Raw genomic sequence first — 19,455 nt, 5'->3', positions numbered from 1 at the left:
TATTTTATTTGTAAAAAAACGAAAATTATATTGATAAATCTCGTGAGATATAGTATACTTTGTATAGAGAAAAAGTTGAGGAGGAGCACGTAGGGAAGGATCAAATCGGGAAAGGAGCGAAATATGTGGAGCTTTTTTTGGGCCTCTCTATATCAGCTGATGGACGAGATCGTGATGTTCCTCTTATTTTTGCCTGTGACCGTGATGGTGCTGATCATTCTGTTCCAATTTGGCTCTGACCTGCTCCATTATTTCCGGTCATATTGGCACGGGAGCTCCCTTTAAGAGAGCGAATCCCGGACCTCACCCGTAAGGGTGTGGTCCGGGATCTTTTTTGATCAATGATGTGGGATGAGCAGGGGTTGAAGCTGTTTTCCCTCCAGGGCGGCCTGGGCCGCGTCTGCCACCAAAGAGAAATCAGATACTAAAGAAGTAGGCTTTCTCTCTGGGTCGTCTTGGCCAAAGGGAACGAAATAGATGTATTTTCTAGGCAGCAGGGCCCCGATGCTCACGGCCGAGGCGGCCAGTCCGTCATTGGTAGAGGGGGCGATGACCAGGGGGCGGCTGTTGCGTAAGTGAGCTTTGGCAGCCATAGTGACACTGGTGTCTGTCACTCCGTTGGCCAGCTTGCCCAGGGTGTTTCCGGTACAGGGGCAGATAATAAGCAGGTCCAGCAGCTTCTGGGGGCCAATAGGCTCTGCCGCCTTGACAGTGGAGATGACCCGGTGGTCACAGATGCGCTCCATTTCCCGCATCAGGTCGTGAGCTTTGCCGAAGCGGGTATCCGTGTCGGCAGTGCACTCGGATACAATAGGCACCACATGGGTGAAGCGGGCTTTCACCTGCTCTAAGGCATCCATGGCCTTGTGATGGGTGCAGAAGGACCCGCACACAGCGAATCCGACGGTTTTATCGATCAAATCAATCTTCCTTTCCAAATCAGACTGAATGTGAGGCGATTCGCGCCGGGGTACGTCTTGTACTTCCCTCCAGGGCACGCCCCTCTCAGTACCCCGCCTCTTGAAGCATATTATAAATGGTGGATTTAATGGCGGCCCCGGCGGTCACAGGGGCTACCTTACCGGGGAGGGACAGGGCCCAGATTACTGTGAGGCCCAGCTCTCCCGCTGCCCTAAGGTCCACCCCGCCGGGCTTGGAGGCCAGGTCCAGGATGAGACAGTCCTCTTTGACATCCTCCAGTTCCAGCCGGCCCAGGACCTGGGCGGGGACTGTGTTGACGATCAGGTCATAGCCGCACAGCCATCCGGCTAGATGGGCCAGATGCTCGGTGCCCAGTCCCATGGCCTGGGCCCAAGCCAGCTGCTCATACCGGCGGGCCGCCACGGAAACCTTTGCTCCCAGAGCTTGGAAGCGTTGGGCGGTGAGCCGGCCCACCCGGCCAAAGCCCACGACCAGCACACGGGCGCCGTGGATTGTGATTGGTAAATGCTCCATGGCCAGTTGGATAGCTCCCTCCGCTGTGGGGACAGCGTTGGCTACCGCCAGCTCCTCCCGGGCGAAGTAGTCCCGAATGGTTAGCCCGCGGTGGGCAGCCAAAGCTAAGATTTCCGAGTCCAGCCGGCCGCCGCAGATAAACTGGCTGGGGCGAAGTGCATCTAATACGTCGGACAAGGGATGATCTGTTTGGGATAGAGGGGCGTTGAGCAGGCCGCCCTCTGTGGACACCAGCAGCGGCAGAACGACACAGTCCGCCTTCTCGGCCTGAGACAGATCCTCCTCAGGGAGCGGGCCGGTAGAGCGGTCTTGCTCCAAAGCGTAAGTATGGACAGTGTGGCCGTCCAGGGCCAGCAGCTGGGCCAGCTTGGCCTGGCGCATATCGCCGCCCACCACCCAGATGTTCAGTTCGTGTTTCATAGCAGTACCTCCGAAGACCGCCTGAAGGGGGGCGGGTTTCTGAGCTATCCTATGCGCACGGCCGGGCCACGGTGCGGGGGGAATGAGAATGGAGAGAAGAGATGGAAGATGGAGAGAGCGTGACGACCTTGTTACGCCGTGTAGAGGGGGGAGATGTGTGCCACCGGAGTATCCTACGGGCAGCCAAGCCGCCCAGACAGATGAGGGGGAGTATAAAAAAAGGGCCAGCCGGTTTCCGGCTGGCCCTAGGGGGGGTATTGGCTTTTGAGGTGTTGTTTAATTCATTTCTATCCTCTATTTGTGCCATTTTCAATATGTTCTTTGATTTTATGGTCAAGGCTGAGGCTATAAAAGACAGAAACAGTAAGAACGATTGTGAAACAAACAGTGATCCAAATAGGAATAAAAAGATCAGCTACCAACCTGATGAACAAAGCGACAGCATAAAAAGAACATAAAATGACCAAAGGGAAATTTAACTTTATGGTTGCATATTTCCCGTAAAGCTCCTGGGCCACGCTCCGATAGTTCTTTGCGATATTTTCCTGATACTCGCTTTCTGATCTAGAAAGTCCTGTGTATAAGAACTTTGTGGCAAATGCGATGGTGATGATCCACTGCGACCAATGGACCTTTATGATACCAAACGCAAACAGAGGCAGCGCGAAAAGGAAAGTAAGACCGTACATAAAAGAAGGTTTATGATAGATTTTCATGATATGCCTCCTTTAAGTCTAGTAGTTTCTGTATTATATCAACAGTATAGCATGGATTTTTTTAAAAAACTACCTATAAAATAAGTACCCCCCGTCCGTTGGACGGGGGGTACTGGCTTTTTTATGCGATTACAGCCGATCTTACTTGGCGGCCTTGGCAGCCTTGATGGCCTCGATCAGCATGGGGGTGACCTTGAACAGGTCGCCGCAGATGCCGTAGTCGGCAATCTCGAAGATGGGGGCAGTATCGTTCTTGTTCACGGCGATGATGCACTCGGAGTCCTGCATACCGGCCTTGTGCTGGATAGCGCCGGAGATGCCCAGAGCCACATAGATTTTGGGGTGAACGGTCTTGCCGGTCTGACCGACCTGATGGTCGGCGGACAGCCAGCCGGAGTCGATGGTGGCACGGGAGCCGCCCACGACGCCGCCCAGAACCTCAGCCAGTTCCTCGGCCAGCTTGATGCCGCCCTCAACATCCTTGGAGATGCCGCGGCCCACGGAAACGACTACATCGGCGCCGATCAAATCGACCAGCTTCTTGGCGGCCTTGACCACCTCGACGACCTGAGTTTCCATGTCGTCCTCGGTGAGGGAGAAGTTGGGCTTGATGATCTCGCAGGCGTCAGCCTTGGCCTGGTCAAAGGCGTTCTTCTTCATCACGCCGGGACGGACGGTGGCCATAGCGGGACGGAAGCGGGGGCAGATGATGGTGGCCATCAGGTGACCGCCGAAAGCGGGACGGGTCATCTTCAGGTTGCGGTCATCCTCGGGGATGGAGTCGATCATGGCAGGAGCCAGAGTGGAGGCGGAGCGCAGGAAGTCCTTGTACTTGGGCACGTCGATGTCCAGGTGAGTACAGTCGGCGCACAGGCCGGTGTGCAGACGGGCGGCGCAGCGGGGGCCCAGATCGCGGCCAATGTTGGTGGCACCGATCAGCATGACCTCAGGCTTGTACTCCTGGATCACGTCGCAGATGACCTTGGTGTAGCCGTCAGTGGTGTAGTTGGCCAGCAGGGGGTGGTCGCAGACATACACGCCGTCAGCGCCGTAGCCGCCCAGCTCCTTGGCGATACCCTCGATCTCGTGGCCCAGCAGAAGGCCGTACAGCTTCTCGCCCAGCTCGTCGGCCAGCTTGCGGCCCTCGGAGATCAGCTCGAAGGAGGTGGGCATCATTTTGCCCTGACGCTGCTCGCAGAATACCCAAACGCCGCCCTTGAATTCTTCGATGGCAGCACTGTTGTAGTTAGACATATTCTTAATCTCCCTTCTATCAGATCAGGTGCTTGGCGGCCAGAATGCCGGCCAGCTTGTCGCAGGTGGCCTTGTCGGCGCCCTCCAGCATCATGCCCACGCCCTTCTGAGGGGGAGTGAAGGACTTGAAGATGTTGGTGGGGGAGCCCTTCAGACCGATGGTGGTAGGATCGATGAGGGAATCGTCCTTCAGGGTGTTGTAGTCAAAGATTTCATAGGGCTTGGAGTAGCACTCGTAGATGCCGCCCACGCTCATGTAACGGGGAGCGTTCAGCTCCTTGATGCAGGTGATCAGGCAGGGGGTCTTGACCTTGATGGTCATATAGCCGTCCTCCAGCATCCGCTTGACGGTGATGGTGTCGCCCTCCTTGGTAATCTCGGCGGCGTAGGAAACCTGGGGCAGATGCAGCTTCTCAGCGATCTGGGGGCCGACCTGGGCGGTATCGCCGTCGATGGCCTGACGGCCGCACAGCACGATATCCTCGTCCTCGACGCCGATCTTGTTGATGGCGGCGGCCAGGATCTGGGAGGTGGCGTAGGTATCGGAGCCACCGAACTCACGGGCGGACACCAGAACGGCGCGGTCAGCGCCGCGGGCCATGACCTCACGCAGCATGGACTCGGCGGGAGGAGGACCCATAGAGACGATCACGACCTCGGCGCCGGTCTGCTCCTTCAAAGTCAGAGCGGCCTCGACGGCGTTCAGGTCGTCGGGGTTGGTGATAGCGGCCATGGAGGCGCGGTTCAGAGTACCATCGGGATTGACGGCCACCTTACCGGAGGTATCGGGGACCTGCTTGACACAAACAATGATTTTCATTTCGATCTGCCTCCTAACTTATTTCACACCCAGAGCACGGGAGATGACCATGCGCTGGACCTCGGAAGTACCCTCGTAGATCTCGGTGATCTTGGCGTCGCGCATCATGCGCTCCACGGGGTACTCACGGGTGTAGCCGTAGCCGCCGAACAGCTGGACGGCGCGGCGGGTCACGTCGGAAGCGGCCTCAGCGGCGAACAGCTTGGCCATAGCGGAATCCATGCCGTAGGGCTCGTGGTTCTGCTTCTTCACGGCGGCGGCGTACACCAGGTACTGAGCGGCCTGCATCCGGGTGTGCATATCGGCCAGCTGGAACTGGGTGTTCTGGAACTGGGACAGACGCTTCTTGAACTGCACGCGCTCCTGGGTGTACTTGACAGCCTCGTTCACAGCGCCCTCGCCCAGGCCCAGAGCCTGCGCGGCGATGCCGATACGGCCGCCGTCCAGGGTCTGCATGGCGATCTTGAAGCCCTGGCCTTCCTTGCCCAGCAGGTTCTCCTTGGGCACGACGCAGTCCTCAAAGATCAGGTCGCAGGTGGAGGAGCCGCGGATACCCATCTTCTTCTCGTGCTTGCCCACAGAGAAGCCGGGGAAGTTCTTCTCCACGATGAAGGCGGAGATGCCGTGGTTGCCCAGAGTCTTGTCGGTCATAGCGAAGACCACCAGAGTTTCGGCTACGGTGCCGTTGGTGATGAAGCACTTGGAGCCGTTGAGCACATAGTCGCCGTTCTCATTCTTTACGGCGGTGGTCTGCTGGCCGGAGGCGTCGGTACCGGCGTTGGGCTCGGTCAGACCGAAGGCGCCGATCTTCTTGCCGGAGAGCAGGTCAGGCAGGTACTTCATCTTCTGCTCCTCAGTGCCGTGCTCAAAGATGGGGGCGCAGCACAGAGAGGTATGGGCGGACACGATGACGGCAGTGGTGCCGCACACCTTGGCCAGCTCCTCAACGCACATGGCGTAGGACAGCACATCGCCGCCGGCTCCGCCGTACTCCTTGGGGAAGTAGATGCCCAGCATGCCCAACTTGCCCATCTTCTCTACGGTTTCCATAGGGAAGCGCTCTTCCTCGTCGATTTCCTCAGCCAAGGGCTTGACCTCGTTCTCGGCGAACTCGCGGTACATCTTGCGGACCATCTCTTGTTCTTTCGACAGATGAAAATCCATTTTTTAGTCCTCCTAGTTTAAATTACTTTGCAATCATCCTTAAACGCCCGGGAGGCGCGCCTTTCTTGACCGGAGAGAGCCGGCCCCGGGGGCAGACGATACATGGTCGGGACGCCGCGTTTGACGAATATTGTTAGAAATTTAACAATAAAAACCGGAAAAAAGCGCAACACAGGAAAGGATCCTGGCGTTGCGAACCATATCAAACACGGCTAAAATCCACTTACAACCCAGATTATAGCTGTTTTTCAGGGGTAAAGCAAGGGGGACATATCTGGCAAATTTAACAGTTTTTCCATATCGGATTTGTCGGAAACGGGAAAATATGCGGAAGTTGCCTAAAAGATTGGCGTATGTTGACCGGCTGCGATTTCGCTGCCCTTTCAGGGCGCCGGGGGGCCGGCCCGTGGTCCGGCTGGATTGGGGGGCGGAGAAGGTGCCTCCGGAAAAGAAGGCCCGAAGTGCCGCTCTTTTTTTGACATATAAAACTGCCCCCTCCGGCTTGGGAGGGGGCAGCTGGATGGGGCGATTTACTTGCTGTAATCGTAGAAGCCCTTGCCGGACTTCTTGCCCAGCAGGCCGCCGCGGACCATCTTCTTCAGCAGAAGGGCGGGGCGGTACTTGGGGTCGCCGGTTTCGGCAAACAGGGTGTCCATAATGGCCAGACACACGTCCAGACCGATGAAGTCGCCCAGAGCCAGGGGGCCCATCGGATGATTGGCGCCCAGCTGCATGGCCTTGTCGATGTCGGCCACAGAGGCGACGCCGGTCTCAACTAGGCCGATGGCCTCGTTGATCATGGGGATCAGGATCTTGTTGACCACAAAGCCGGGGGCCTCGGCCACCTCGACGGGGTCCTTGCCGATGTCCTGGGACAGCTTGTAAATGAAATCAAAGGTCTCCTGGGTGGTGTTGGCGCCGCGGATGATCTCCACCAGCTTCATGGAGGGCACGGGGTTGAAGAAGTGCATTCCGATGACGGGGTGCTTCAGGCCGTTGCCCATCTCGGTGATGGACAGAGAGGAGGTGTTGGAGGCAAAGACAGTTTCGGGCTTGCAGAAGCCGTCCAGCTCGTTCAGAAGCTCCTTCTTGGTGGCCATCTCCTCCTTGACGCACTCAATGACCAGATCGGCGTCGGCGGCCTCCTCATGGGTCTGGGGGATCAGAACGTTGGCCATCAGGGCATCCATAGCCTCCTGAGCCATCTTGCCCTTTTCGACCCGCTTGGCCAGGGACTTGCCCAAGGTATCCTTGTGGCGCTGGGCGGAGGCGGGGCTGCTGGCGTACATCAGGACGGTGTGGCCCTTGGCGGCAAAGACCTGGGCGATGCCCCGGCCCATGGTGCCGGCGCCGAACAATGCGACTTTCATACTGTGTTCCTCCTAATTAAAATAAGTAAAATGGTGCCAGATCCGCTGGCGGGGGTCGGCCGGGGAAACCCGGCCCCGCTCTTATGGACCCCAGTATACCTGTTTTTTTGTGCAAACGCAAGAGGAAAGGGGGGGAATATTTTAAACAATATTTTTTCCGTGTAATTGGGCAAAGCCCTGAAAAAATGCAGCTTTTTCAGTTTTGACCTGCATATCTTGCCGGAAAGCTGCCGTTTGTTGCCCTGCGGTCAGTTGAACATATTAGTAAGGACGATGCGCTCCACGGTGTCCCCGTCAAAGAAAAACAGGATCGCCGGGCCCAGCCCCTGGGAAAACTCCAGCTGGAACAGGTCGGAGACCTGCTCCGGGTCGTGGCCGCTCCAGGGCAGATAGGCCAGCAGATCAGGCTCCTCCGGATACTGTCCCCAGTAGTCGCCGGTGAGAGCCTCTGGATAGGCGGCCAGCACCTCCGCCCGGCTGGCCCCTACCCGGATGCCCCGGGGGGTGTACAGGTCGGACATGGAGGCCTCCAGGGTGTGGATGGAGTCGGCGTCGTCTGCCGCGCTGTGATAGCACAGGGCGGTAAAGGTGCCCGTGGGGTAGTTGGCGGAGACCCGGTACCAGTAGTCCCCATCGTGGTAGATGGGTTCGTAGTCCTCCAACTGCTCCGTCTCGCAGCTCCCGGTGTCCAGGCAGGAGAAGGACAGATCCATCCCCGGGCCGATAGGGGTGTTCCAGCCGTCCCGGAGGAAGGTCACATCACCGCTGAGTAGGCCATAGAGGGCCTCATAGACGATGGCCTGGATATCGCGGCTGGGCTGCGTGGGGGCGACGCCCAGCACCTGGGTGGGTATGCCCTCCCCATCCAGCCGGAGGACGATGAACTGGGTGTCGGCGGAGAAGAAGTCCCAGGAGCCGGGGTCATTCTCGTCTGCACGGTGGAGCGTATAACGGGATATGACGATCTCGTAGGCCGCTGCTGCCCCGCTGTCTGTGGGGACCTCCCCGACATAAGTGACAGGGCCAAGTCGGACGTCCCCCTCCCGGGGGGCGCTGGGCTGGTCGGAAACAAAATACCACCGGCCGTTGGGGTATTGGCCGTCATACCAGTCCCGGAGCAGGGTGTAGAGGGCCTCGTCCGGCTGCTGCGGATCGGCCCCTCCGCCGGCACTGTCTATCTCCGCTTTTGTGCCCATGCTCCAGCTCTGGATCTGGATGGGACGCTCCCCGCTGTGGTCAAAGAGAAGGGAGGCCGCAAACCACAGGTCCTCTCCGCTGTCCGCCCGGGCCTTCAGCTCATAGACTGCCTCCCCGTCATAGTTTCTGTCCCGGTACACCCCGTCCGCCGGGGCTAGGGACACGATCTGCCACAGGGCAGAGGTGTTCAAGGCGTTCCAGGGGTTCCGTTCATGCCGGGTAAATTCCTCCAACCATCCCCGGCTCTGATAGTAGACGCCAATGGGCAGGTCCTGTTCGGCAGTATACCAGAAGGTTTCATTGTAGTGGGGGACCCACTGGACGGGGGAGCCCTCATAGGAGCCGTAGTCTTGGTTTTCCGTAAAAATATCTACGCCGCCAGGGGCCATCAGGGGCTTTTTTTCCTCCCAATAGGCGTTGTAGTCCCGGTAAGCTTGGGAGCTTTCATCCCGGATGTCCCCCTCCACCGGCCACACCCAGGAGAAGTCGCCTCCGTCCAGACGGATGACCCCGGCCTGGCCGCTGCTGTATGCCTGGTGCGCACTGCTTCCAGTGTAGAGCAGGTACTCCACCCCGTCCTTTACAAAGGCGGCCACATAGGGCCGACCACCGGAGCCCCGGACCTCAAAGGGCGTTCCGACCACCTGCCCCGCCCGGTCCACCATGCCGATGACCAGGGAGTAGCGGGGATAGCGGTCGTAAAAATGGGCCGCGGCCAGAGTGACATCCTCGCCGGTGCCGACGGTATCCAGCAGCTCTCGCTCCATGCCGTCGGGGAACGACTCTGCGGCGGCGAAGCACTGGGACAGGGCGTCCAGAACGGACCGGGTGCTCCACGCCTCGCCGCTCTGGGCGGGGGGATCCTCCGGAACGCCTGCCGGACTGCTCTGGCAGGACACCAGATTGCCACACAGCAGGCCGATGGCCAGCATGAGAAGGAAAAGGGCCAGGGGCGGGCGCTGTTTTTTCCACTGGAAGATGCTGCGGATTCGCAGCTCAATCTCCCTGGCCGACCCGGACAGCCGGGTGGCGAAGGGGGAGCGGGGAATTTTTTTCATCTGAATATACCTCCTTTTGTCCTGGAGCAAAAAGGGGCGGCAGTCACATCTCATACGGCCCCTGCCAGCAGATCTGGCCCCGGGCATTGAAGGAATAGGTGTGGGGGCCCTCCTCCCAGCGGGTTTCGATCAGCAGATGCCGCTCCGCATCGATAGTCAGATCCCCTTGGAGGGCGAAGGAATACCGGAACTGTCCGGCCGCCGGATCCCACAGGTACCAGAGGTGGACATCGTTGTGGGTGGTGTCCCAGGGAAGGCCCAGGTCTGTGAAGCCGTCAAAATTCACATCCCGGAGATCCAGGGCGTGAAGCTGGCGCTCTGCACTGAAGCCCAGCGCCGGGGCGTTGGCCGCCGGAGGGGTGACCTGGGCGGCGGTATCGGAGTCGAAGGCACGGGGCTGGGGCAGTGCGTGCGGGGGCGTGATGGTTTGGAGCAGGCGGGTCCCCTCCAAAACCCGGATCTCACTGTAATAAAGCGTCTGCCGGGCTGTGTCACTGTTTTCCCAGCGGCCCTCCAACTCTATGGTCACTTCCCCGCCGTCCGGCAGGGGAAGCGTTTCCCGGTCGGTGAAGAAGTCGTCGGCCTTTGATACAAACTGACCATCTTCCCAGGTCAGCGTGATATAACAGGGGTCATGCCACTTGTCGATCAGTACGGGGACCCGCAGGGCCTGGAGCGCGCTGTCCTCCCGCTCTGCCCACTTCGCACCGTAAAGGACGGCCTCATCGGGCAAAAGGTCACACTCCGGGTCATCCCACAGTCCGATATGGCCCCGCTCCGCCAGAGCGCCGTCCTCCATTTCCAGAATGAAGTAGCGGGCGGCCCCATAATTAGAGGTGCGGTCTGCCATTTCGATGACCAGGGATTGCACGTCAGGTGAGGTGAGGTGCAGGGGGACAATGTTGGGGAAGCAGGGGAAGGGGTGCTCCCAGACAGCGGTCTGCCCGCCGCCCAGAGTGACCTCCACTGTGGTCAGCCCCTCCCGGTCAGAAGCGTCCACCCGGCAGGAGGTGACGGTGACCCGGTCGTCTTCCGTCCCGCTATCATCCAGAGTCAGACCGTCCAAAGAGACTGTCTCCAAATCGTAAGGGAGGGAGGGATCCGCGGGTCTGCTGACGGGGGCGGGGCCCGAATCTCCGGAGAGGCCGCCGGGGGCGGGCCTTTCCTCCTGGGCCTGGCAGGACACCAGCCCGCCGCAGGAGAGGATGACAAGGCCGGTGAGGATCATGGCCCACAGGGGCGGGCGCTGTTTTTTCCACTGGAAGATGCTGCGGATGCGAAGCTCCGTTTCTGTGGCCGACCCGGACAGGCGGGTGGCGAAGGGGGAGGAGGGGATTTTGTTCATGGGACACCTCCGGTTGAGAATGGAGAGTTGGGATGGGAGTTAGGAATTAGGGGGGCGAAGGCACAGGGCGGCCCTTCCTCCTATTGTCCAAACAGGTCGGCGATGGTTTCCGGGAGAAGGTTGTACCAGACCGCGTCAGGCTTGGCGTCCTGGGCCGCTTCGGCGGCTTCATACTCTGCCTGGGTGACCTCTTGGCCGCTGAGATAGAATTCCCCTGAACCGTCTGCCACAATTAATTCACTGAGATAGAGCTGCTCCCGCCGGTCGGGGCCATCGCCGCTGGAGGTGTATTGGTCCCGGTGGGTGCCGTTGTGAAAGGCACCGTCAGACCAGCCGGAGGTGCCGTCCGCCTTCAGCCCCTGCATCCCCCGGCCCACCTCATTGTAGCCGTAGATCTGCCCATCCTGCCAGCGCAGGACCAGAATGGGCTCGGAGTGGATGTGCTGGTTGGTGAGAATGATGACCTCCGGCGTCCCATCATCGTCCAGATCGGCCACGGCAAATTGCTCCGCATAGGCGTTCACCGCAGGGTCATTCCAAATCAGCTCGTTGATTTGAGAGAGGTAATACTCTCTGCCGTCTGATGCAGAGCGGAAAGGAACGTCTCCGGCCATCACTTGCCGGAATGCCTCTGCTGCCTCGGCGGGGCCGGGATAAGGCTCAGGGGAGAGGGAGTCAGAGGGCTGTCCGTAAAGCTCGGTTTCCTGCCGCACCAACACAAGCCGTCCCTCCCGGTCAAAGGAATAATAGCGGCGCTGGACGGTTTGGCTGTCATGCTCATGCTCCACCAGTAGCTCCTCCTCCTTCAACAGCTCCGGCGGGCTGAACATGAGGAAAGAGAAAATGTACTCCTCCGCCGCGGGGTCAAAAAGAAAATAGGCGTAGGTCACATTATGGGGAGAGGCCTCCACCGCCGGAATGGCAAAGTCGGTGTAGCCGTCGAAGTTGAAATCTCCAAATTCCTGGCCGCCAAAAGCGGACTCCTCCCGGAAAAACAGACCCTCATAGAGATACTGAGGTTCCTCCGCCAGACTGAAGGCGGGGTAGATATCAACGGAATGTGTGTCCCACCGGTAGGCCTGAATGGGTTGGTCGCTGGCCATCAGAGCGGGGACGTCAATGGATTGAAGCAGCTTTCCGTCCTCGTAGACCAGAATCTCCTTGAGAGGGGAGAAAAAAACGTCCCTCTTGGCTCTGTCGGAACGAAGTTCCAGAGTCAGATCCCGCTGGCTTGTGAGGGGAACGGAGTAGGCGGCGGTATGGGCGGAGATGCCTGCTTTGCCAATGGACTCAAAATGGGAATAGACCCACTGCTCCGGCATGGGACTGCCAGACTGGATGCTGTCGGGATAGCCCCACTCCGGGTTGAGGGAGTACAGCTCCAGGCCGCCCTCCACGGGAACGGCCTTCTGGTCGGAGAGACCGTCGTCACTGTAGTAGTCCCACTGGGCCGCCTCCTCCAAACTGGAGCCGTCAAAGCGGTAGTGGGCCACGGTGCTGGCTCCCTCAATGCCGGTCCAGGTGGAGGTGTTGGTGCACAAAATGTTGAGGATGCCCTCCGCATCGGTCCAGGAGGAGAACAGGCCGTCATCCCCAGCCACCTGTCGGACAGGGCCCCGCCAGTCTTGCTCCCTCCCGTCCCACAGGCCCAGCATCAGATTGCCCAGCCCTGCGGGGTGAGAGCCGCCGTCTACGAGAGCCAGGGCCAGGGTGCAGCCCTCCCCTTCCTGGGACAGGAGGAGCTTAGAGGACATACGGCCACCATCATAGGGATAATTTTCGTGCGCCTCCAGAAGAAGCTGGGCCAGGTCAGGCTCCTCCGTCCGGCAGGACACCAGGTTGCCGCACAGGAGGGCGGCGGCCAGCAGGAGGATCAGCAGAGGCAGAGGCGGGCGTCTGCGCTTCCACTGGAAGATGCTGCGGATGCGAAGCTCCGTTTCCCTGGCCGAGCCGGACAGGGCGGTGGTAAAAGGGGAAATGGGGAGGGACGTTCTGTTCATGGCGCTTCCTTTCTCAGACGGGACACAGCGGACAGGATGGTTTGCCCGTAGGCGGCGTGTTCCTCCGGCGAGAGTGTGTTAAGCGCCGCCTCGTCACAGGCCAGCTCCGTGTCCCGCTCTACCAGACGGACCATATACCAGGCCAAGGGATTGAACCAGTGAAGGGCATTGACCCACAGGGCCAGGGCCTTCAGCCAGATGTCCCGGCGGCGGAAGTGGGTCAGCTCATGGAGGAGGGAGTAGTGCAGAGCATCTCCCGACAGCTTATCCTGGGGCAGCAGGAGAACGGGCCTCAGCAAACCGGCCAGCATGGGCACCTTCAGCCCCTGACACGCCAGCAGCCGAGGGCGACGGCCCAGGCCCAAGCTGTCCCCTAACTGGTTGAAAATACGCACAGTGTCGCTGTCCACGACAGGAGAGGACCAGCGTCGGAGGTAGCGCAGGAAGCGCAGGTGGGCCAGCCCGGCCCATAGCACAACCACAGTTACTCCTACCAGCCACAATGCCCCAGCCAGTTGGGAGAGGGACAGGGAGAAAGGCTCATCCCAGGATGGGTCCGGCTGACCGCCGGAGTAGGAAGAAGAAACCGTGCTCCCCTGACTGCCGGCCTTGCCGGGCGCCTCCCCGCTCTGACCTTCAGGGGGAGATTGTTCTCCGCCGCCAGGGCGCGATTGGTAGATGATGGAATCAGAAAAAGTGGGGAGCTGGATAGGGGCGGCTTCACGCTGCCCTTGGGGCAGCAGGGGGAAGGGAACCGCCAGCCGCAGACAAAGGAGCAGCCAGGCCCAGCACCGCCACCGGGCCCCATAGAGGGAGCGGGTGGAGCGGGATGCTAGGGACAGCAGGAGAATAGCCGCTGATCCGCCTAGGGTCAGCGCCCCTAAAGTGAGAAGAAAGTCATCCATGATCCCGCCCTCCGCTCAACTCGTTCAGCAGGGCTTGAAGCTCATCCAGATCCCGGCGGTCCAAGCCTTCCCGCGCCAGAGCGGCCACAAAGTTTCGGGGAGAACCGTACAGTCGAGACACCACTGCCCGGCTGTCAAAGGCCTGGTAGTCATCCCGAAGGATGAGAGGGGTGTACAGGTTGCCCCTGCCCTCCCTTCGAACGGACACAAACCCTTTCGCCACTAGCCGGGTGAGGTAGGTGTTGATGGTGTTGGGAGACCAGCCGAAAGGGGCCAGGATTTGGTCCAGCTGGGCGCGCGGAGTGCCTGGCCCAGAGGTCCACAGGGCCTTCATTACCTCCAGTTCGGTGTCAGGAAGTCGTTTCATGTCAGATAGCTCCTTATTACGTCAAATGTAGTCCTTAAAAACATACTACACTTGAAGTAATAGAAAATCAAGTTACAGTGTGGTTACAGTGGGCAACAGAATGGATGGGGAAAAAGAAAAAGCGGCCGCCTCATAAGCGGCCGCAGGGAAAAACGAATTACAGCAAAATCTGCCCATTGATTTCCAGATGGAACTGAAGGTGAAAGAACTCCGCCGCTTTACGGCACAGCACCATACGCTGAAGGAAGATCTCAAAGTAGTCCATGACAGCACAGACCTGGGTGTTAATGGTCAGGGAGAGGGTAACGGTTCCGGATACGGTGTCCAGTAGCACCTCGGACCGCTCCACAGCGTAGTTGACCCGGTCATGGATGTCGAAGTTAATGACATCGTTGTTGCGCACCCGGCTGCGGCGCACATCGGTCTTGTCCGCCAGGATCAGGGCGGCAGCCACCGCGTTTACGGGAAAAGCGGTGGAGTCGTCGTGGTGGCCGATGGCGGTGATGACAGTGGCCACCTCCGCCGGTTCCATCCCCATTTTATCAAGAATGCGGAAGGCCATGGTGGCTCCACTGATGGCGTGGTCATGGCGGTTGACCACATTACCGATGTCATGCATAAAGGCGGCGATCCGAGCCAGCTCCACCTCTCGGGCGGGATAGCCCAGCTCGTTCAGAATCCTGGCGGCTACGTCGGCACACCGGCCCACATGGGCAAAGGAATGTTCAGTAAAGCCGAGAGCAATCAGGGAAGCGTCCGCCTGGGTAATATAAGTGCGGATTTCCACGGAGTTTTGAATATCCTGAAAGGTGACAGACATAAGTAAAGCCTCCTTCATGCCGGCCGGTTGGGGAACGTTCTCATCCAAATGGTGTGGGTGACCCGCCGCCGGTAACCGTTACGCAGGGGGAACGGAGATGCCGCTTCCCCGTTGAAAGGGAAACACTGCGCTCCGGGGTGGAAATGTCCCTGTTTATACTATAATAATTATGGGCAGTTTTCAATAGTTGAAATGGGATAAAACTGGACAGGCGAAAAAGAGCGGACCAGAATCTAAACACCTTGGCCCGGCAGTAGGGAAGGATGGGAGCGCTACAGGACCACAGAGATGTTGGAGAAGCATGAGGCATACTGGTCTCGGTCTGAGCTGTATGTTTAAGGAAAATCAAAAGAAAAAACAGGGGTCCATAGGTTTCAACCTATGGACCCCTGTTCTAGTAAAATATATATCAAAGAATATAACAAAATAGAATGTAGGGAAATTATTGCTCGTCTCCGTATAACCAGACGCAACCTTTGTCAACCCCCTCCACGGCGGAACGGTAGGCGGCCAACGCGCCCTTAACAGGACGGTCGGGACGGCGAATCTTAGCTAGACGGGAGACAATCTCCTCCTCGCTTACTTCCAGATGGATGGTGTGGTTGTCAATATCGATCTCGATCATATCCCCGTCTTGGACCGCGGCGATGGGACCGCCATCCCAGGCTTCGGGGGAGACATGGCCAATACAGGGCCCCCGTGTCGCGCCGGAATAGCGTCCGTCGGTGACCATGGCACAGCTGGTGTGCAGCCCCATGCCCACCAGCATAGCGGCGGGGATGGACATTTCCCTCATGCCTGGGCCTCCCTTGGGCCCTTCATAGCGGATGACCAGGACGCTGCCGGGCTTGACGGCCCTATCTGCCATAAACTTGCGCAGGTCGTCCTCAGAGTCGAAGCACACAGCCGGCCCCCGGTGGTGGAACATCTCAGGGACCACGCCGCTCTTTTTCACGATGCAGCCGTTGGGGGCCAAATTGCCGTATAGCACGGCAAAGCTGCCGTCAGGATACAGGGGGTCCTCGACAGAGTGAATGATCTCGGCGTTTACTTTGCGTTTGAAGGCGGACAAAAATTCGCCCAGAGTACCGCCCATAGCCAAACGGGCATCCAGGTCCAAATACTGCTGGATCGCCTTGAGGGTGGCTCCCACGCCTCCGGCCTTGTAATAGTCATAAATATTATATTGGGAGGAGGGTTTGAACTTGGCAATACAGGGGACATGCTGCTGAATCTGGTCGAAATCTCCCATATCGAGCTTAATACCCATCACACGGGCCAGTGCGCATATGTGGAGCTGGGCGTTGGTAGATCCGCCGGTAGCCGCTACATGACGGAGGCCGTTTATCAGGCTGCTTTCCGTGACGATATCGCTGAACCTGACGTTCTCCTTCACAAGCTGAACGATGCGTTCACCCACATCCCGGGCCTGACGGTTTTTAGCCGCGGAGCAGAACAGCATGGTGGTGCTGTCGATGGGGCACAGGCCGATGACTTCGGCAAAAACGCCCATGGTATTGGCGGTCCCGTACATACTGCAGGTACCGCAGGAAAAGCAGATGTTTTCACGATAACGAGTGTAGGTTTCCTCACTGATCTTGTCGATATTCCGGGCGCCGATAGACTCCTTCAAATCAGGGGTCACATAGGTGCCCTCCTCCGCCTCATAGGGCACCATGCTGCCGGCAGTGAGAAAAAGGCAGGGTTTATTGAGCGCGGCGGCAGCCATAAGCATACCGGGGACGATCTTGTCACAGCTACATAGGAAGACAAGGCCGTCAAAGCCGTGGGCGTTGGCCATGGATTCAATGCTGGCCGCGATCAAATCACGCTGGGGCAGGATATAATGCATCCCTGCGCCCTGGGCCATGCCGTCGCAGGGGGCGGGGACATTAAACTCCCCCGGTACGCCGCCAGCGGCCCAGATACCTTCCTTTACGAACTTGGCCAGTTCGCCAAAGCTTCGGTGACCGGGATTGACATCCGTGTAAGAATTTGCGATGCCGATGATAGGTTTGCGTAAATCCTTGATGCGGTATCCGCAGGAATTCATCAGGCCGGTGAAATAGCCCTCCTGGATATTATCAGGGTCATGGACCCCCTTCCAGTTTTCTGCCATCTAGGTCTTGCCTCCCCTAATTGAAATGATAATATAGTGGTTGCTGTGGTATGTGTCCGCTCTGATACAATATAGTATAGAGAAAAACTGATTCTATGTAAAACAGTTGTACTCTGTAAATCAACAAGTAAATACTTGTTATTAAATGCCGTGTATGTTACCATGAAAGGGGGGAGACAGATGACAAATAGTGAGAAACTCTTTCTGATCTTGGCGGAGGAGCTCAATTTCCGTCGGGCAGCGGCCCGTGCTTTCCTCAGCCAACAGGGGCTCAGTGACCATATCCGGCGGCTGGAGGAGTGCTATGGAACCCCGCTCTTCTACCGGCGTCCACGGGTGTCCCTTACTCCGGCGGGGGAAGCGGTACAGCGCACGCTGCAGCGGGTAAAAAATTTGGAGTCCGGGTTGGAAGCGGAATTGGCCGAACTGGAGGAGGGGGCTGCTGGCACCCTGAGATTAGGTACAAACTATGCAAGAGCCCGCCTGATCATTCCCCTGTTCTTTGTGCGGTATCATGCTCGATATCCGAAGGTGAGGGTCGAGCTGGTCCCGGGAGAGACCTCCGCAATGGAAAGGATGCTGGAGAACGGTGAGCTGGATGGATTTTTGGGTGTCAATACAGCTCTGCGTCCTGGAATGAAGTCGGTCCCTCTGGCTCAGGAGAGCATCTATTTGATTGCCTCCGTCTCCTATCTCAAAAAATACCTCGGACTGGAGAAAGAGGCAATAGCCGGCCTAAGGAGCGGCATTGACTTGAAACACTTTCAAGGCCTGCCCTTTGCTATGAATTATGGAAAAAGTACAGCCTTCCAGTTGATTGACCAGCACCTGGTCACAAATGGGGTAACGATAGACAATCTGTTGTCAGTCAGTGATTACAACGTATTAGAGGAGGCGTGTCGCACTGGATATGTGGCGTCCTTCTGTCCTCAAATATTTCTGCCTACCATTATAAAGGGGAACCGAAGCTGCCCAGAGGAAAGATTTCTCTGCATCCTACCAGTACGGGGCTTGGAACGATCCCTGCGCTTTGATTTGGTGTATCAGGATATGGTGTACTACCCCAAATTTGCGGTAGACTGTTTTGCGCTTCTGAAGGAAATTGTGGGCAGCTACTTGGAGCAGACAGATGTGTTGGAGCAGTAGACCTGAGATTTGGATAACAAAAAGCTGGTCCCCGAAATGGAGGTTTCGGGGACCAGCTTTATCATCATTGCAGTTGGCCGTGATACAGGTCATAGGGAGTAGTCTGATATACGTAGTAATTGAGCCAGTTTGTGTAAAAGAGCTGGGCGGCGGAGCGCCAGCGGACAACGGGTGACTGCTGGGGGTCATCGCCGGGAAAATAATGCTTGGGAACATCAATATCAAGACCTTTGTTGATATCCCGAAAGTACTCGTTGGCCAACGTGTCCGGATCATATTCCGGGTGGCCGGTGATAAAGAAGCGGCGGTTGTTCTCGCTTTTGACAGCAAAAACTCCGGCCTCATCCGATACGGCCAGCAGTTCTAGTTCCGGGCGGTCCAGGATATCATCCAGATGGTTTTCCGTATGCCGGGAATGGGGGACATAAAAGATATCATCAAATCCCCGGAACAGAGGGGATTGTTTTTTTATAATAGTATGTGGGAAGACACCGAACAGTTTTTTGGGCAGAGAGTATTTGGGAATGCCGTAGTGGTAGTAGAGGCCGGCTTGAGCCCCCCAGCATACATGGAGGGTGGAGTGGACATGAGTCTTGGTCCACTCCATAATGTCGCACAGCTCCGGCCAATAGTCCACATCCGCGAAATCCAGATTTTCTACCGGCGCGCCGGTGATGATCATACCGTCATACCGTTTATCCTTGATTTGGTCAAAGGTAGTATAAAAGGAAGCGAGATGGCTGGCATCCGTATTTTGGGAAACGTGGCTAGCCATTTGAAGGAGCTCCACCTGAATTTGCAGAGGCGTATTGGACAGCTTGCGAAGCAACTGCGTTTCAGTGACGATTTTGGTCGGCATTAGATTCAGGATAAGGAGATTCAGCGGACGCATATCCTGATGGATGGCCCGATATTCCGTCATGACAAAGATATTTTCCCCCTCCAGCGTGGCTCGGGCGGGCAGAGAGTCGGGGATCTTGATGGGCATTTGGATCACTTCCCTATATGATAAGAGGCGTGTGGCCTCTTGGCCGTCAGTGGTGCGTATTTGCTCGGCCATGGATGAAATAAGGTTACCACAAACAAGGAATTTCCGCAAGGCGGAAATCTGGTGTATATTTGTTCTTGACAGATGGACAGATAGAAGGGCGGTCCAGATATAGTGGTAGGAGGGAGTGAAGGAGGGGAAGATATAGTGTAGGTAAGGAGGGGATAAAAAAAGGGGAAAAAAGTGGGAAAAAAGTGTTGACAAGGGAGGAAGTGTTTGCTAATATAAGCAAGCGCTCTGCGGCAGGGGCA

The 19,455-nt window shown here is 57.7% G+C and carries 17 protein-coding genes; 2 read left to right on the top strand and 15 right to left on the bottom strand.

Translation table 11 applies throughout. The annotated features are described in order from the left end of the window. Positions 1 to 123: 123 nt before the first annotated feature. Positions 124 to 285 carry a hypothetical protein gene (locus tag H8S11_RS10610; RefSeq protein WP_186853126.1) on the top strand — a complete coding sequence of 54 codons (162 nt, stop codon included), beginning with the start codon at positions 124 to 126 and terminating at the stop codon, positions 283 to 285. A 53-nt stretch (positions 286 to 338) separates the two neighbouring features. Here the strand turns inward: H8S11_RS10610 and H8S11_RS10605 are convergent, their stop codons facing one another. From H8S11_RS10605 to ilvD, 14 genes are all read right to left on the bottom strand, one after another. Continuing rightward, positions 339 to 920 (bottom strand): dipicolinate synthase subunit B, encoded by a 582-nt coding sequence (locus H8S11_RS10605; RefSeq protein ID WP_186853125.1) that lies wholly within the window; start codon positions 918 to 920, stop codon positions 339 to 341. Positions 921 to 1,005: 85 nt separating this feature from the next. Further along, positions 1,006 to 1,875, bottom strand: a complete 870-nt coding sequence (gene dpsA, locus H8S11_RS10600; RefSeq protein WP_147573366.1) for a dipicolinate synthase subunit DpsA — start codon at positions 1,873 to 1,875, stop codon at positions 1,006 to 1,008. Positions 1,876 to 2,162: 287 nt separating this feature from the next. Continuing rightward, positions 2,163 to 2,591, bottom strand: a complete 429-nt coding sequence (locus H8S11_RS10595) for a hypothetical protein (protein WP_186853124.1) — start codon at positions 2,589 to 2,591, stop codon at positions 2,163 to 2,165. Between the two features lie 141 nt (positions 2,592 to 2,732). Beyond that, the gene (acrA, locus tag H8S11_RS10590) at positions 2,733 to 3,845 is read right to left on the bottom strand and encodes an acryloyl-CoA reductase electron transfer subunit beta (RefSeq protein WP_147573367.1); all 1,113 of its coding nucleotides are present in this window, start codon (positions 3,843 to 3,845) and stop codon (positions 2,733 to 2,735) included. A 19-nt stretch (positions 3,846 to 3,864) separates the two neighbouring features. Further along, positions 3,865 to 4,665 carry an acryloyl-CoA reductase electron transfer subunit gamma gene (gene acrB, locus H8S11_RS10585; RefSeq protein WP_186853123.1) on the bottom strand — a complete coding sequence of 267 codons (801 nt, stop codon included), beginning with the start codon at positions 4,663 to 4,665 and terminating at the stop codon, positions 3,865 to 3,867. Between the two features lie 18 nt (positions 4,666 to 4,683). After that, entirely contained in the window at positions 4,684 to 5,829 is a 1,146-nt protein-coding gene (locus H8S11_RS10580; protein ID WP_147573369.1) for an acyl-CoA dehydrogenase, read from the bottom strand. A gap of 530 nt (positions 5,830 to 6,359) precedes the next feature. Beyond that, a complete protein-coding gene (locus H8S11_RS10575; RefSeq protein WP_147573370.1) occupies positions 6,360 to 7,199 on the bottom strand; it encodes a 3-hydroxyacyl-CoA dehydrogenase family protein in 840 nt (279 codons plus the stop codon). Positions 7,200 to 7,447: 248 nt separating this feature from the next. Further along, entirely contained in the window at positions 7,448 to 9,454 is a 2,007-nt protein-coding gene (locus tag H8S11_RS10570) for a hypothetical protein (RefSeq protein WP_186853122.1), read from the bottom strand. 43 nt (positions 9,455 to 9,497) lie between these two features. After that, a complete protein-coding gene (locus tag H8S11_RS10565) occupies positions 9,498 to 10,799 on the bottom strand; it encodes an XAC2610-related protein (protein WP_186853121.1) in 1,302 nt (433 codons plus the stop codon). A gap of 80 nt (positions 10,800 to 10,879) precedes the next feature. Continuing rightward, entirely contained in the window at positions 10,880 to 12,799 is a 1,920-nt protein-coding gene (locus H8S11_RS10560; protein ID WP_186853120.1) for an XAC2610-related protein, read from the bottom strand. After that, positions 12,796 to 13,704 carry a M56 family metallopeptidase gene (locus H8S11_RS10555; RefSeq protein WP_186853119.1) on the bottom strand — a complete coding sequence of 303 codons (909 nt, stop codon included), beginning with the start codon at positions 13,702 to 13,704 and terminating at the stop codon, positions 12,796 to 12,798. Before H8S11_RS10555 ends, H8S11_RS10560 begins: the two co-directional genes overlap by 4 nt. Beyond that, positions 13,697 to 14,071: a BlaI/MecI/CopY family transcriptional regulator gene (locus tag H8S11_RS10550; protein WP_147573375.1), complete on the bottom strand. Its 375-nt coding sequence runs from the start codon at positions 14,069 to 14,071 to the stop codon at positions 13,697 to 13,699. Before H8S11_RS10550 ends, H8S11_RS10555 begins: the two co-directional genes overlap by 8 nt. Before the next feature lie 157 nt (positions 14,072 to 14,228). Beyond that, positions 14,229 to 14,891 carry an HD domain-containing protein gene (locus H8S11_RS10545; protein WP_147573376.1) on the bottom strand — a complete coding sequence of 221 codons (663 nt, stop codon included), beginning with the start codon at positions 14,889 to 14,891 and terminating at the stop codon, positions 14,229 to 14,231. Between the two features lie 442 nt (positions 14,892 to 15,333). Beyond that, positions 15,334 to 17,010 carry a dihydroxy-acid dehydratase gene (gene ilvD / locus H8S11_RS10540; RefSeq protein WP_186853118.1) on the bottom strand — a complete coding sequence of 559 codons (1,677 nt, stop codon included), beginning with the start codon at positions 17,008 to 17,010 and terminating at the stop codon, positions 15,334 to 15,336. A gap of 180 nt (positions 17,011 to 17,190) precedes the next feature. Between ilvD and H8S11_RS10535 the strand changes: the two genes are divergently transcribed. After that, the gene (locus tag H8S11_RS10535; RefSeq protein ID WP_186853117.1) at positions 17,191 to 18,156 is read left to right on the top strand and encodes a LysR family transcriptional regulator; all 966 of its coding nucleotides are present in this window, start codon (positions 17,191 to 17,193) and stop codon (positions 18,154 to 18,156) included. A 64-nt stretch (positions 18,157 to 18,220) separates the two neighbouring features. Here the strand turns inward: H8S11_RS10535 and metA are convergent, their stop codons facing one another. After that, positions 18,221 to 19,144, bottom strand: coding sequence for a homoserine O-acetyltransferase MetA (gene metA, locus H8S11_RS10530; RefSeq protein WP_186853116.1), 924 nt, complete (start codon positions 19,142 to 19,144; stop codon positions 18,221 to 18,223). Between the last annotated feature and the right edge of the window lie 311 nt (positions 19,145 to 19,455).

The organism is Flintibacter hominis (genome assembly GCF_014287965.1).
GTDB lineage: Bacteria > Bacillota > Clostridia > Oscillospirales > Oscillospiraceae > Lawsonibacter > Lawsonibacter aceti.
Note: the sequence above shows the minus strand (reverse complement) of the source record. Positions and strands in the feature narration are given on the sequence as shown.